Origin of the sequence: Natrarchaeobaculum sulfurireducens, from assembly GCF_003430825.1 — an archaeon.
In the GTDB taxonomy this organism is placed as follows: Archaea; Halobacteriota; Halobacteria; order Halobacteriales; family Natrialbaceae; genus Natrarchaeobaculum; species Natrarchaeobaculum sulfurireducens.
In genome coordinates, this window is sequence record NZ_CP024047.1 from 917,681 (window position 1) to 930,143 (window position 12,463).

Annotated in this window: 16 protein-coding genes and 1 pseudogene; 10 read left to right on the forward strand and 7 right to left on the reverse strand. The window is 64.5% G+C overall.

What is annotated here, in order from left to right:
* Positions 1-17: 17 nt before the first annotated feature.
* Positions 18-623, reverse strand: a complete 606-nt coding sequence (locus AArc1_RS05690) for a hypothetical protein (protein WP_228442394.1) — start codon at positions 621-623, stop codon at positions 18-20.
* Positions 624-736: 113 nt separating this feature from the next.
* Between AArc1_RS05690 and AArc1_RS05695 the strand changes: the two genes are divergently transcribed.
* Positions 737-1,804 (forward strand): mRNA surveillance protein pelota, encoded by a 1,068-nt coding sequence (locus AArc1_RS05695; RefSeq protein ID WP_117363457.1) that lies wholly within the window; start codon positions 737-739, stop codon positions 1,802-1,804.
* A gap of 55 nt (positions 1,805-1,859) precedes the next feature.
* Positions 1,860-2,384 carry a hypothetical protein gene (locus AArc1_RS05700; protein ID WP_133412324.1) on the forward strand — a complete coding sequence of 175 codons (525 nt, stop codon included), beginning with the start codon at positions 1,860-1,862 and terminating at the stop codon, positions 2,382-2,384.
* Here AArc1_RS05700 and AArc1_RS05705 read toward each other — a convergent pair.
* From AArc1_RS05705 to AArc1_RS05715, 3 genes are all read right to left on the reverse strand, one after another.
* A complete protein-coding gene (locus AArc1_RS05705; protein ID WP_117363459.1) occupies positions 2,381-2,626 on the reverse strand; it encodes a hypothetical protein in 246 nt (81 codons plus the stop codon). The two genes, AArc1_RS05700 and AArc1_RS05705, sit on opposite strands and share 4 nt — an antisense overlap.
* Positions 2,627-2,738: 112 nt before the next feature.
* Positions 2,739-3,590, reverse strand: a complete 852-nt coding sequence (truA, locus tag AArc1_RS05710) for a tRNA pseudouridine(38-40) synthase TruA (RefSeq protein WP_117363460.1) — start codon at positions 3,588-3,590, stop codon at positions 2,739-2,741.
* A 61-nt stretch (positions 3,591-3,651) separates the two neighbouring features.
* Entirely contained in the window at positions 3,652-3,948 is a 297-nt protein-coding gene (locus AArc1_RS05715; protein WP_117363461.1) for a carboxymuconolactone decarboxylase family protein, read from the reverse strand.
* A 38-nt stretch (positions 3,949-3,986) separates the two neighbouring features.
* On the opposite strand from AArc1_RS05715, the gene AArc1_RS05720 reads away from it, so the two are divergent.
* Both AArc1_RS05720 and AArc1_RS05730 read left to right on the forward strand, forming a co-directional pair.
* A complete protein-coding gene (locus AArc1_RS05720) occupies positions 3,987-4,946 on the forward strand; it encodes a nucleoside hydrolase (RefSeq protein ID WP_117363462.1) in 960 nt (319 codons plus the stop codon).
* 112 nt (positions 4,947-5,058) lie between these two features.
* A pseudogene (locus AArc1_RS05730) lies at positions 5,059-5,601 on the forward strand (RNA-guided endonuclease InsQ/TnpB family protein); the annotation flags it as partial.
* 203 nt (positions 5,602-5,804) lie between these two features.
* Here the strand turns inward: AArc1_RS05730 and AArc1_RS05735 are convergent.
* A complete protein-coding gene (locus tag AArc1_RS05735; RefSeq protein WP_117363464.1) occupies positions 5,805-6,755 on the reverse strand; it encodes a PfkB family carbohydrate kinase in 951 nt (316 codons plus the stop codon).
* 394 nt (positions 6,756-7,149) lie between these two features.
* Between AArc1_RS05735 and AArc1_RS05740 the strand changes: the two genes are divergently transcribed.
* From AArc1_RS05740 to AArc1_RS05760, 5 genes are all read left to right on the forward strand, one after another.
* Positions 7,150-8,637 (forward strand): sulfatase, encoded by a 1,488-nt coding sequence (locus AArc1_RS05740; RefSeq protein WP_117363465.1) that lies wholly within the window; start codon positions 7,150-7,152, stop codon positions 8,635-8,637.
* Positions 8,638-8,709: 72 nt separating this feature from the next.
* Positions 8,710-9,255: a preprotein translocase subunit SecD family protein gene (locus tag AArc1_RS18655; protein WP_154670847.1), complete on the forward strand. Its 546-nt coding sequence runs from the start codon at positions 8,710-8,712 to the stop codon at positions 9,253-9,255.
* Positions 9,256-9,369: 114 nt separating this feature from the next.
* Positions 9,370-9,633 carry an AN1-type zinc finger domain-containing protein gene (locus tag AArc1_RS05755; protein WP_117363467.1) on the forward strand — a complete coding sequence of 88 codons (264 nt, stop codon included), beginning with the start codon at positions 9,370-9,372 and terminating at the stop codon, positions 9,631-9,633.
* Between the two features lie 100 nt (positions 9,634-9,733).
* Positions 9,734-9,907: a hypothetical protein gene (locus tag AArc1_RS18660; RefSeq protein WP_154670616.1), complete on the forward strand. Its 174-nt coding sequence runs from the start codon at positions 9,734-9,736 to the stop codon at positions 9,905-9,907.
* A 182-nt stretch (positions 9,908-10,089) separates the two neighbouring features.
* Positions 10,090-11,328, forward strand: coding sequence for a hypothetical protein (locus AArc1_RS05760; RefSeq protein WP_117363468.1), 1,239 nt, complete (start codon positions 10,090-10,092; stop codon positions 11,326-11,328).
* 270 nt (positions 11,329-11,598) lie between these two features.
* Here the strand turns inward: AArc1_RS05760 and AArc1_RS05765 are convergent, their stop codons facing one another.
* Positions 11,599-11,799 carry a hypothetical protein gene (locus AArc1_RS05765; RefSeq protein ID WP_117363469.1) on the reverse strand — a complete coding sequence of 67 codons (201 nt, stop codon included), beginning with the start codon at positions 11,797-11,799 and terminating at the stop codon, positions 11,599-11,601.
* 44 nt (positions 11,800-11,843) lie between these two features.
* Between AArc1_RS05765 and AArc1_RS05770 the strand changes: the two genes are divergently transcribed.
* Positions 11,844-12,032 carry a hypothetical protein gene (locus tag AArc1_RS05770; RefSeq protein ID WP_117363470.1) on the forward strand — a complete coding sequence of 63 codons (189 nt, stop codon included), beginning with the start codon at positions 11,844-11,846 and terminating at the stop codon, positions 12,030-12,032.
* Here AArc1_RS05770 and AArc1_RS05775 read toward each other — a convergent pair.
* Entirely contained in the window at positions 12,016-12,435 is a 420-nt protein-coding gene (locus AArc1_RS05775) for a hypothetical protein (RefSeq protein WP_117363471.1), read from the reverse strand. The two genes, AArc1_RS05770 and AArc1_RS05775, sit on opposite strands and share 17 nt — an antisense overlap.
* Positions 12,436-12,463 lie beyond the last annotated feature (28 nt).

Below are 12,463 nucleotides of genomic sequence, written 5' to 3' on the forward strand. Positions count from 1 at the left end.
CGTCGGTTCCACGGCCGTCAGTACTGCTCGAAGTGGTCGGGTGGTTCGTCGATACCGCCGAGGTCTATGATCTGCTCCATCGTTTCTGCGTCTCGGGCCCGGTCTCGCGTGGAGGGGTACTCACGCTGATGTTCGATCTCGATCGTCGTGTGGCGTGTTGCGTCGTCGTAGGACGACCCGAGGGCGATCAGGAAGCCAGTCATCGCGGTTACGAGTGCGATGCTCCCGATTGCGACGACGCCGATCGAGGCGAGTTCGCTCGGAAGGACCTGCCCGGCGGTCAAGAGCGAGACCGCCGTGACGGCCGCGATTAGCGTGATGAGTCGGGCCAGTCGGCCGGTGTCGAGCCCGTGGAATCGCTTTTCGCCGGTCGTATCGCGCAACACACCCAACACGCCGTCGTAGGTATCGTCGGTTCTCGCGTTCCCCAGCGAGTGGATCGACTGGGAGACCCAGACGCCCGCGGTGAAGTTGAGCAACGCGATGAACGAGACGAGCCCGAGTTGGCCGTCGACGAACAGCCCTGCGGCGATCGCTCCGGTGAACGAAACCGCCATGAGTGCGTGTGTCACGAGCGAGCGGATTCCGAAGCTGTCTAGCTGGTCTACGTGTCCAATGGACATGCTAGTGGTAGACACTCAATGGGGAAACACCACGTCCCTACCAGTGCAGAACGCGACGAGCGTCGGCCGAATCGATCGCAGCCCACTTACCCCCGCCGCGAGAACGAACGGTCATGCAGATCAAAGACCGGGAACAACTCGAGGGCGGTCGCGAACGGGTGACCGTCGTCCCCGAGAGCGTCGACGATCTCTGGCACCTCCAGTACGTCCTCGAGCCCGGCGACCGCGTCGCGGGTGATACGACCCGCCGCATCCAGCGAAACGACGACCAGATGCGCGATACGGGCGGTGAGCGCGAGCACATGTGGGTCGCGATCGCCGTCGACGACGTCGAGTTTCACAAGTTCGCCAACCGGCTGCGCGTCGGTGGCGAGATCGTCGCTTGCTCACGCGAGGATCAACTCGGCTTTCACCACACGTTGAACGTCGAAGCGCGCGACGAGTTATCAATCGACAAGTGGTTCAAACCGGACCAGGAAGCCCGCTTAGAGGAAGCCGAACAGGCCACCGAAAACCCCGACGTCGCCATCGCCACCGTCGAAGAGGGACAGGCACACGTCCACACCGTCGCCCAGTACGGCACCGAAGAGCGGGCGACGATCACGGGGACGACCGGCAAAGGCGAGTACGCTCGCGGGCGCGACGAACTGTTTTTGGAACTGGGGACAGTCCTCAGACGCCAGGACGCCGACGCGATCATCCTCGCCGGTCCTGGCTTTACGAAACAGGACGCCTACAAGTCTCTCGAGCAGAACGAACCCGAGGTCGCCGAGCAGGTGACGATGGTCGACACGGCCAGCGTCGGCGACCGGGGCGTCCACGAGGTCCTGAAACGCGGCGCCGTCGCCGACGTCCAGCAAGAGACGCGAATCGAAAGCGAAGCCGAGTACATAGACGAACTGACCCGGCGAATCGCCCAGGGTGCAAAGGCCGCTTACGGCCCCGAAGAAGTCGAGAAAGCCGCCGAGTACGGGGCGATCGAACACCTGTTGATCCTCGACGACCGCCTGCGCAAAGAACGCGGCCCCGAGGGCGAGTGGGCGATCGACGTCGACGACATCGTCCGAACTGCGGAACAAAAGGGCGGCGAGGTGACCGTCTTCTCGAGCGAGTTCCCACCCGGTCAGCAGCTTTCGAACCTCGGTGGTATCGCCGCGCTGTTACGCTATCGACTCGAATGAGGGCGTGACGACGTCACACAAAACCTATTACTCTTTCGCGATCTTGGATTCGAGTATGTTCGGTGGACCGTCGTGTCCCAACTGCGGGAATCGACTGCTAGTACGGAAGGTACGAACCGGACGGTTCCACCGCGGGCACACACTGGTGAAATACGACTTTCACCGTTGTTACCGGTGTCTCACCACGTTCAGTCCGGACGAATCGCCTGCGGACGCAGCGGCGACGGCGACCCCCGCTCCCTCGAACGCGACCGACGCCACGAGCGGGGTTCTGCGGGACGTAGACCTCGAGCTCGAAGACGAGGGCGCGAAAACCCGCGTCGAGTCGTTCGTCCTCGAACTCGAGAACGTCACGCCCGACCCTCTGACCGTCGATCGGGTCGTGCTCGCGTTCGACGACGGCGAGGAGACGACCGCCCCCATCGAGCCGGTCCCGCTCGACCCCGGCGAGACGGCGTCGCTCGAGGTCCGACGAAGCTGGATTCATCGGGACCAACACGCCGTGACGATCGACGTTCGTGCCGACGGCGAGGTGGCCGGACGCGACGAACTCGACCTCGAGGAGTATCGAACGGCCTAACCGCGCATCTCCGCGTCGATCGCCGTCCGGATGACGCGAGCAACGCCGAGCATCGCAACGAAGATCCCTGCGAACGTGAGCGCGGCGAAGAGAAAGATCCCGATGATGAGCGCGCCGGCGTTCCCGAACGCGAACAGCTCCGTGATGACGAACCGGTAGCTCAGGAAGACGAGCAAGAATCCAGCCGCGACGTAGATCGACGCACGCCAGTACGCACCGTACTCTTCGGGCGACAGTTCCATGCCTCGAGATATCTCCGCCGTCGTATAAGCGCTAGCGAAGCGTCCCGTCAGATGCCCGCTGTCGCCCTCGTCCGATCCTCGCTGTCGCCTCCGTCCGGGCACCCCGTCGGAGTTATCGCCCGCGGCTCATTCCATCTGCAATCTGCCCTGCGACGCGTGCGCCAGTTCGTCGCTCGACGGTTTTCGCGTCGAACACCGCTCGAGCGCTCGCCGCCGCGTCGGGGTCGACTGTAAACTCGAGGTCCGGATACTCGACGTGGGTCAACACGAGTGGTTCCGGTGGCGCGGGGGCGATTCCCTCGTGGCCGGGCAGCGGTTCGGGGGCGAGAACACGGTCGACTTTCTCGAGTGGCTCCTTGCCAGCGCCGATATCGTGGGCGAGCGAGACGAGGCGACGGACGAGTTCGCGGGCGAAGCCGGAGGCAGTGACAGTCACGAGGAGGTACTCGCCGTCGCGGCGGACCTCGACGGTCGGAGAGCGCCCGGTGTTGTAGTCGTCGGGGGTCAGGTTGTGGAAGTCGTGGGGACCAGAGAGGGCCTCGCAGGCGGCGCGATACCGCTCGTCGTCGACGACCTGTGATTCGCCCGGGAGCCGAGCGGTAGTTTGTGGGGCGTACAGGTGGTAGACGTACTCGCGACGACTCGCGCCGTGGGTTGCGTGAAAGTCCTCGGGGGCGTCGGCGACAGCCCAGGCACGGACGTCAGCCGGGAGCTCGGCGTTGAACGCTCTCGGGGTGAGCCAGTCAGGCGTCTCGAAGGCGACCGTCTGGGCGAGCGCGGAGACGCCCGCGTCGGTCCGCCCGGCGGCGGCGTACCCCTCGGGTTTGTCCGCGTCGGGCGCCAAGACCTCGAGCGCGCGCAGCGCGTCGAAGAGCATGTCCTCGACGGTGTCGACGTCGGGCTGGCGCTGGAAGCCGTAATAGCCGGTGCCGTCGTAGGCGATCCGGAACGCGCGGGTCGGCATCGGTTCGATCGAGGTATGCCAGCGTGTTAGGGGCGTCGACCTGCGTGCGTCGTGTGACGGGCTACAGGCCGTCGTCTCGGTCGAGGCCGGTAATCCAGCTCAACGCAGCTATCGCCTGCGGGAAGTCGACCGTCGGGAGCGAGAGGACGGCGACCTGTTCGAGGGCGTTGGGCTTGACCCCCTCCTCGAGGCCGCGTCGGACGTGAGCGTGGACGGCCCCTTCTGACTGGGCGACGACGGCGAGCCCGAGTTTGACGAGCCGTTTCGTCTCGTCGTCGATCGGACCGGCGTCGGCACAGGCCTCACCGAGGTCGGTGTAGGACTCCCAGACGTCGGAATACGCCGAGGAGGATGTCATCCGGCTCTTTATGCGTCGGCGACGACGACGAACGGGACATGACCCGTCCAGTGTTGATCGACACCGACCCTGGCTGTGACGACGCGCTTGCGATCTTGCTCGCCCTCGAGCATCCCGACCTCGAGGTGGTCGGCATGTCGACGGTCCACGGTAACGCGCCCGTCGACGCGACGACCGAGAACGCCCGCGCCATCCTCGAGTTGCTCGAGCGGACGGATGTGCCCGTCGCCCGTGGGGCCGATCGGCCGCTGCTGGTCGACCTCGAGACGGCCGAACATATCCACGGCGAGGGCGGGATCAAAGGCGACTTACCGAAGCCGGGTCCGGCAACGCGACCGGTCGACGTCCACGGCGCGCGGTTCATGGTCGAACAGGCCAGAGTACACGCGGGCGACCTCGTCCTCGCGGCGATCGGCCCGCTGACGAACGTGGCACTCGCGCTCGCGATCGAACCCGATCTCCCGGACCTGCTCGACGAACTCGTCGTCATGGGCGGGGCCGCGTTCACCCGCGGGAACGTGACGCCACTGGCGGAGGCGAACTTTCACTCCGATCCGCACGCGGCCCGACGAGTCGTCCGGGACTGCTCGCCGACGGTCGTCGGTCTCGACGTCACCCGGGAGGCAACCCTGCCGCCGAGCCGACTCGAGACTCTCGAGGCCGACGGCCCGCTGGGTCGGTCCGTCCGCGAGTGGCTCACTTACTACGAGGCCGAGTATCTCGATCGATACGACATCGAGTCGGCCGCAATTCACGACGCCCTCGTCCTCGCGGCGGTCGCCGACGAGGAGATGCTCGAAACCGAACCCTACTCGATGGAGGTCGGCGCGGACGACGGCCTCGCTCGCGGTGCACTGGTCTGTGACGTTGAGGGTGTAACGGGCGCGGAGCCGAACGGACGCATCGCCGTCGACGCTGACTACGACCGCTTTCGAGACCTCCTCGGTACAACGCTGGAGCGACGACTCGAGCGAACGGACGGTTGCGTCTCTGACTGACCGAGTCGGCCCGAAGAACGGACGACTCGATGTGAATTCGGCGTGTGGAAACTGAGGCGGTCGATGGTCGGATCAGCGCCCAGTCAGTGGGTCCCGTCGATTATCGCTACTCCGTGGAGGTCGGGGCCGATCACGATCTGACAGCCAGCGTGGTCGAATCGGACGGTCACGTCCGAGTTCGACTCGAGGACGGCGCTGGAACAACGGCGTACTGCACAGAATATCGAAGGCTATCGTTCAAGAGGCAATAACGCACGGCTGTTCTCACATTGCCTTCGAGGACCTGACCGATATTCGGGACCGAATGTCCGGCGCGAAGAAGTTTCACGGATGGGCGTTCCGTCAACTGTACGAGCACGTCGAGTACAAAGCCGCCGAGTTCGGGATCACGACAACGCAGGTCGACCCAGCGTACACGTCCCAGCGCTGTTCAAAGTGCGGGACGACACTCCGCGAGAACCGCACGTCACAAGCAGCCTTTTGCTGTCAGAGGTGTGGCTATGAGGTTTACGCCGACTACAACGCCGCAAAGAACGTTGCAAGGAAACTACTCCGGTCGGGGCAGAAATCTCCGGCCGGAGGGGCGACCAATCAACTCGCCCTGAAGTCGGGAACGCTGAACGGGAACGGCGATTTCACGCCCGCCTTATCATAGGCCAGACCGGGAGTTCACCGACAAACGCCGGCCTTCAGGCCGGGAAAGTTGATACCGTCCAGTACGTGACCGAGCGTCACGAGACTCTCGGCTCGAGTTCACAGAAGCCGGTCTTCAGATTCTCGAGTGAAATCCCCCCTTCAAGCGGATATGACGGTGTCAATATCAGGGCTGTACTCACCCAAACGTCCGTCTGAACCGTTCTACCTGTCGTCCCCCTCGAGTGCCTCGAGAACGTCCGCGTTCGTCGGTATCGCGCGCTGGACGCCCTCGCGTTCGGTCGCGACCGAACCCGCGGCCGCAGCGATGTCGACCGCCCGTTCGGGAGTCTCGCCGTCGGCGAGTGCAGCCGCGAAGTAGCCACAGAAGGCGTCGCCCGCTCCAGTCGTGTCGATCGGGTCGGCGACGGGCGGCGTCGCGCGGTAGGAGACGTCGCCAGTGAGGATCACGTCGTCTCCGCCGCGCGTCCGGACGACGGTCCCGTCGACGCCTGCAAGGGTCTCCTCGAGCAGGCGGTACTCGGCGTCGTTGACTACGACGTAGTCGACGGCCTCTCGCTCGAGAAGCGATTCCGCGCCCGCTGCGGGAGCGGCGTTGAAGACGACGGTCGGCCGGGATTCGTCGGCTTCGAAGCGCTCGAGGAGGAACGTCATCGTCGGGACGGGAATCTCGTTTTGAAGCAGGAGCACGTCGACGGCCTGTAAGCGGTCGTAGTTGGCATCGATGTAGGCCCGGTCGAGCGTCTCGTTTGCGCCGCCGACGATCGCGATCCAGGACTCGCCCATCTCGTCGACGAAGACGTAGGCTTTCCCGGTCTCTCGATCTGTGACGGCGACGTCGTCGACGTCGACGCCGCGGTCGGCGAGCGTCTCACATATCCCGTTGGCATCCTCGTCGACGCCGACACAGCCGAACAGCGCCACGTCGGCGGACGCGCGGGCGGCGGCGACTGCCTGGTTTGCGCCCTTCCCGCCGACGGCGCTCTCGTCCGCCGCCGTCTCGAACTCGAGCGTCGCTGGCGTCCCGTCTATCCGGACGGTTTCACCGGCCGTCGGGAACCAGCTGTGTGTGGTCTCGAGTTCGGTGATTCGGTCCGTGGGACGGTACCTGATCCGGTCGACGTTGACGCTGCCCAGGCTCGCAACCTCGGTCATCGTCTAGGCCGTTCGTCCACGGACGTATTATCCCGTCGGCCTCGAGCGCGCCGGACTGTGGCATCTCGACGGCCGTGCTGTCCTCTAGTAGCCACTGACGTGCAGTGGCTACTATCGCCCGAGACGGCCCGATACGGCGACAGCGGACCAGAACGACGTCGAGTGGCGATGGTTGCTACCGGGCTCGCACCCGATCGCATGGAGGACAGACGATGGGTGAGAGAACCGTTTCAAGTGGTCGTATGGGTCGCGGGTACGGGAGTCGAACGACGCGACCACTGGTTTGTGACGACAGTTTCCCGAACGGACTCCACCAATACCGTGGCACAGATCTGTTGACCTGCATACTCCGGGCCGATGATCTTCAGGACGAAACGCGGAGTGTGGCCCACGCATGGAGGAGTCTAACGGATGTGTCGGCGAATCACACGGCACCGCCCGGAACGTCGTTCTCGTGGTCTTCGATACGGCTCGAGCCAAAAGCGTCGGCCCAGAGACGACGTCAACGCTTTCCGAACTGGCCACAACGGGGACGACGTTCGAGAACGCCTTTGCGGCCGCACCCTGGACGCTCCCGTCTCACGCATCGCTGTTCACCGGGACCTATCCCTCCGAACACGGTGCCCACGGCGGCCACCCTGCGCTCGAGGACGACCTCCGCACTTTGCCAGAAGCGTTTTCGAATGCCGGCTTCGAAACCGTCGGCGTCTCGAACAACACCTGGATCACCGAGGAGTTCGGCTTCGACCGCGGCTTCGACGACCTGCGCAAGGGCTGGCAGTACGTCCAGTCCGACGCCGATATGGGTGCGGTCGTTCGCGGCGAGGATCTCCGAGAGAAGCTTCAGGCAACCCGCCGACGGCTGTTCGACGGCAACCCCATCATCAACGCGACCAACATCCTCTACAGCGAGGTGTTCCAGCCGGCTGGCGACGATGGTGCTGACCGATCGACGACCTGGATCGCGAACTGGCTCGCCGACCGCGACGACGACCGACCGTTCTTCCTGTTCTGTAACTTCATCGAACCCCACGTCGAGTACGACCCACCACAGGAGTACGCCGAGCGATTCCTCCCCGACGACGCGACCGACGAGGAAGCGAGCGCGATCAGACAGGACCCACGTGCGTACGACTGTGCGGACTATCACCTCTCAGCGCGCGACTTCGAACTCCTCCGTGGGCTCTACCGTGCCGAACTCGCCTACGTCGACGACCAGCTCGAGCGGCTGCGTAGAGCGCTCGAGGCTGCCGGAGAGTGGGAGGACACCCTGTTCGTTGTCTGTGGTGACCACGGCGAGCACGTCGGCGAACACGGTTTTTTCGGCCACCAGTACAACCTCTACGATACGCTGTTGCACGTGCCGCTCGTCCTCCACGGCGGGCCGTTCACCGACGGTGGCAGCCGTCGAGAACTGGTCCAGTTGCTCGACCTGCCGGAGACGCTGTGTGCAGCAACCGGTGTCGAGGATCCAGCGCTTCGACACCAGTCAGCTGGCCGTCCGATCCAGCCCGAAGAGCCGACCGACCCTCGTGAGGCTGTCTTCGCCGAGTACGTCGCCCCCCAACCGTCGATCGACCGCCTCGAGAACCGCTTCGGCGACCTTCCGGATCGCGTCTACGAGTTCGACCGCCAGTTGCGGGCGGTCAGGACGAGCGAGTACAAGTACGTTCGCGGCGACGACGGCTTCGAGCGGCTTCACCACCTCCCGAGCGATCCGTTTGAAGAGACCACCATCGCCGACACCGAGCCCGAACGCGTCAGCACGCTCCGGGATCGACTCGAGACGCAGTTCGAACCTCTCGGCGCACTCGAAGAGCGCGAGTCGGTCGCCATGCGCGAGGGAACGAAAGAGCGCCTCGCGGATCTCGGCTATCTCTGACTCGAGCATCGCGGTGTTCTCATCCGGAACCCAGTCACCGGAATTTAAGAGCTTCGGTGCGAAGCTCTGGGTATGCTCTCGCGACGACACACGCTTGCCGCCAGCGGTCTCACCCTCGTCGGTCTCGCCGGCTGTCTCGGCTCAGAGGACGAGGAGGACCTCGAGGAATCCGACGACGACGGTGACGACGAAAGCGGGGAGGACGACGAAGACGCGCTGACTGCAACGGAGCCCGAAGCCTCACTTGTGACGACGATCGATCGGGAAGACGCCGACGACGACGATGTCGACGCCGAAGAGATCGTCCTCGCGACGTATGGGGACGTCACCGATCTGGGCGACGTCGAATACGAGGAAAAACCGAACTGGTACTACGTCTCGGTCGTCTTCACTGACGAGGCAGCCGAGACGTTCGTCGACGAACTCGAGGCCATCGACGCGCTCGAAAACCCCACGCAACAAGAGCTCACCATCCACGGCGACGACGAGGTCCTCGGCTCGTACGCGCTTGGACCGGATCTCGCCGAAACGATGGCCGACGGCGAGTGGGACGGAACCTTCCAGATCATCGCCGATGAGGAGTCACAACTCGAGGCCGTCCTCGATCGGTTCGAGTAGTCAGTCCCCGTTTCGGTCGTGGACCCGCGACACGAAGCGGTCCATCGATACGCTCACACAGTGTGGACTCGAAAGACGTGCTGTGTTATATCGATTCGAGAGAACCAGTAACCAATGGCTGAATGTCGCGTCTGTGGGGATGAGATCACTATGCCGTATTCGTGTACCTACTGCGGACGGACCCACTGTGGGGCACACAAACTCCCGGAGAAACACGAGTGTCCAAACCTCGCCCAGGCGAACACGCTCGGTCCTGAACTCAGGCAAGTGTATCAGACCACTCCCTCGAGTTCGCCGTCGAAACTGTCGGACAAACGGGTGTGGATCGTGGCCGCAGTCGTGCTCGTCGGCGCTATAGCGGTCTTGTTGCTCCTGTGAACCCATGTCTCTCCAGTGTGCCACGAACTGAGCGTGAGTAGGCCTACTAGTAGCTGACCTCGAGGCGCAACTTATTCGTACTCGACTGAAAAGGTCAGGTATGGACCGATCTCGCTCGCTGATGCTCGCTGGTGGCTTTGGACTGCTGGCCGGACTCTGGGCGCTCAGCTTCTACGAACCCGACGCAGGTATCTGGACCTTCGCCGCCGGGGTCTCCGTCTTCGGGCTCGGGAGTCTCCTCGCAGGCGTCGCCCAACGCGTCGGGGTCTACTGATACTGCCAGACGGAACGAGTGTGAGCATTCGCCGCTCCAGTTCGGTGAACGCGCTTCAGTAATCTTGTCTGACAGTATGGGGCTGGCGTCGGCCCACGGGAGACGCAGAGTCCGCGGCTGGCCGTCGACTCGGGCACTCGAGGTGCCGAAAGGACCTTGATGCAGCTCGCACATTCGAGCGCATGAGCAGTGCAGCCGCCTCGCTCTCGGAGCCTCAGGTGCTCGCGTACACCAAACGACACCTGTTTCCGGAGTCGGCGGACGCGTCGTACGTCGTCGCCGACACGCAGTTCTCGCAGGCCGAGTGGCGTCCGGGACACCCGATCGAACGGTCCGTCCGGGAGACACTTGCGCCGTTCAATCACGTCCGCCTGGGTGGCGGTTATCCCGACCTGGTCGGGGTCGCGACCGTGGACGCCGATCTGCTCGCGGTCGACCGACTCGGCGAAGAGCCGCCGCTGATCGCCGTCGAGGCGAAAGGCTACGCGAGCGACGGCGTCGACACCCAGCGGGGGATCGTCCAGGCCTACGACCGCCTCCACGAGGCGAACGCAGCGTACGTCGCCGCCCCAACAGCCGCCATCACCGCGACGGATCGAACCCTCGCACGGGAGCTAAACGTCGGCGTCCTCGGTGTCGACGCCGACGGCCAGGTCGACCCCCTCGAGACCCCGCGGGTCGTCGGCAACCGAACCTCGAGTGAAGCCACGGCGCTGCGATTTCAGGCGAGCGCCCAGGGCGTCGCCGACGCGTCTTTCGGCCTCAATCACCCGAAGAACTACCTGGGGTACCCCCTGGCCCACTACGCCGACGGTGACACCGACGACCTCCTCACGGAGTACAGGGTCGTAGGCGCAGTCGACGACGCCAGACGCGGTGCGGCGTTTCTGGGGCTGATCGAGGACACCCCTCGAGTCCGTCTGACCTCGCTCGGCCGCGAAGTCGTCCGGTTCGCGAACTCCCAGTGTGGGTCCGTCGAGCGGGCGCTCGAGGAGTTCGCCGAGTGGTATCGCTCGCAAACCCGGTTTCTCGAGCTGGCACCGGCGTGGGGGCGACTCGCCCGTCGCGTCCTGTTCGCCTATCCGGCGACGGAACTCCTCGTCGAAGTGCTCCAGACGATGCACGACGACTGGAACGCCGAGCCGACGCTCGTCGAACTGGTCGAGTACATGCACGAACTGCACCCGTCGTTCACCATCGAGCTGTTCCTCCGCGGAGACGAAGCTATCCGACGCCGCGTGCTGACCAGCGACGGGTCGTTCCGGCGGACGGCGCTCGAGGACGGGTCAGTCTACCACGCGCCGACCGTATTCCAGCTGAAGGCGATGCTGTATCATGTGGGCTTACTCACCGAGCGCGGCCGCGAACCTCACCGACTCGAGCCGGTCGAGGACGTCTGGGCGCTGTGCGAACCGGTCTGACCGACTCAAACTGTCCAGCGTACCGTCTCGACGGTGATGCCCCGAGTCGGTCTCTGACCGCTCCCCAGTGCTGATCGCACGTGAGCCCTGCCCAACGACGGTGCTACGAGTACGATTGTGCGTCGCCTGACGCGTATCCGCCGAGTGCCCTCGAAGCAAGACAGCGAAAAGCGGTGTGTGGCGTGTGACACCTCAGTCTGGGTAGTATCGTCGTACTGCGTGCCATCCCAACACCCAGCCGACGGCTCGTCACCACTCGAGCGACGCGGCTTACTCCTCGAGAACGAGGTAGGTACGTCCGCCGCGGTGTTCGAGCGAGACGCAGTCGGTGTCGACGCTCGAGTCGACGAACCCTTCGATTCCGGCCGTGTGTAGTTCCGTCACTTCGATCCGTCGTCGTTCCTCGACGGGCTCTGCGGTCGGTTCGTTCTCCCCGATCGATGCGTTCGTTCGGTCGACGATCAACGTCATACCTCTCCGTTGGCGTGAGTGTACGTCAAAGCGATCCGTCCACGGTGAAAGTGAAAGTAGACGGCTCGAGCCCGCTCCGTCGTGTCTCTCCGGACCGGATTCGGCCGGCAGACGCCGACAACACGCTGTGGGACGCCCTCGAGAAACGCCAGCGGCATGGGACGAACTCGAAGGGATGGATCGAGACCGATCCGTCTGCGTTGCTCAGCCAGCGACTCAGCCGAGCGGTTTGACGTCGACGCGGTGTGTACCAGCGGCCGTCTCGAGGGACACGGAATCGACGAGGGCAGTCCGGGCGGTGGCTCGCCACTCCTCGACTGCGTCCCCGTGGCGCTCGCGTATTCGCTCCGTCTCGGCGGCGTCGGCACCCTCGAGTTCGTCCTCGAGGGTCGGATAGGCGTCGACGACGTCGGCTTCGATAACGTCGGCCGGGGCGACGTGGATTGCCCCGGTGACTGGCGCGTCGTCGACGTGGTAGACGTGAATTCTGGCACGCATACGTCCGTGGAACGGCGGCGTAATGCGAAGGACGCCCTCGCCCGGATTTTCCCGCCCGTAAACGAACGCGTCGACGGCGTCTTTCGGTGAAATCGCGAGTGAGCGGATCGTCGTCGGGTCCCGGTCGGCTTCCCCCATGAGGCGATGGTTGGGCCCGAGACGGTTT

Coding starts and splice junctions, on each gene's coding strand:
- AArc1_RS18655 (WP_154670847.1), top strand. CDS start 8,710: ATGCTCTCGCGACGACACACGCTTGCCGCCAGCGGTCTCACCCTCGTC.
- AArc1_RS05760 (WP_117363468.1), top strand. CDS start 10,090: ATGAGCAGTGCAGCCGCCTCGCTCTCGGAGCCTCAGGTGCTCGCGTAC.
- AArc1_RS18660 (WP_154670616.1), top strand. CDS start 9,734: ATGGACCGATCTCGCTCGCTGATGCTCGCTGGTGGCTTTGGACTGCTG.
- AArc1_RS05735 (WP_117363464.1), bottom strand. CDS start 6,755: ATGACCGAGGTTGCGAGCCTGGGCAGCGTCAACGTCGACCGGATCAGG.
- AArc1_RS05695 (WP_117363457.1), top strand. CDS start 737: ATGCAGATCAAAGACCGGGAACAACTCGAGGGCGGTCGCGAACGGGTG.
- AArc1_RS05775 (WP_117363471.1), bottom strand. CDS start 12,435: ATGGGGGAAGCCGACCGGGACCCGACGACGATCCGCTCACTCGCGATT.
- AArc1_RS05715 (WP_117363461.1), bottom strand. CDS start 3,948: ATGACATCCTCCTCGGCGTATTCCGACGTCTGGGAGTCCTACACCGAC.
- AArc1_RS05740 (WP_117363465.1), top strand. CDS start 7,150: ATGGAGGAGTCTAACGGATGTGTCGGCGAATCACACGGCACCGCCCGG.
- truA (WP_117363460.1), bottom strand. CDS start 3,590: ATGCCGACCCGCGCGTTCCGGATCGCCTACGACGGCACCGGCTATTAC.
- AArc1_RS05705 (WP_117363459.1), bottom strand. CDS start 2,626: ATGGAACTGTCGCCCGAAGAGTACGGTGCGTACTGGCGTGCGTCGATC.
- AArc1_RS05700 (WP_133412324.1), top strand. CDS start 1,860: ATGTTCGGTGGACCGTCGTGTCCCAACTGCGGGAATCGACTGCTAGTA.
- AArc1_RS05720 (WP_117363462.1), top strand. CDS start 3,987: ATGACCCGTCCAGTGTTGATCGACACCGACCCTGGCTGTGACGACGCG.
- AArc1_RS05690 (WP_228442394.1), bottom strand. CDS start 623: ATGTCCATTGGACACGTAGACCAGCTAGACAGCTTCGGAATCCGCTCG.
- AArc1_RS05755 (WP_117363467.1), top strand. CDS start 9,370: ATGGCTGAATGTCGCGTCTGTGGGGATGAGATCACTATGCCGTATTCG.
- AArc1_RS05765 (WP_117363469.1), bottom strand. CDS start 11,799: ATGACGTTGATCGTCGACCGAACGAACGCATCGATCGGGGAGAACGAA.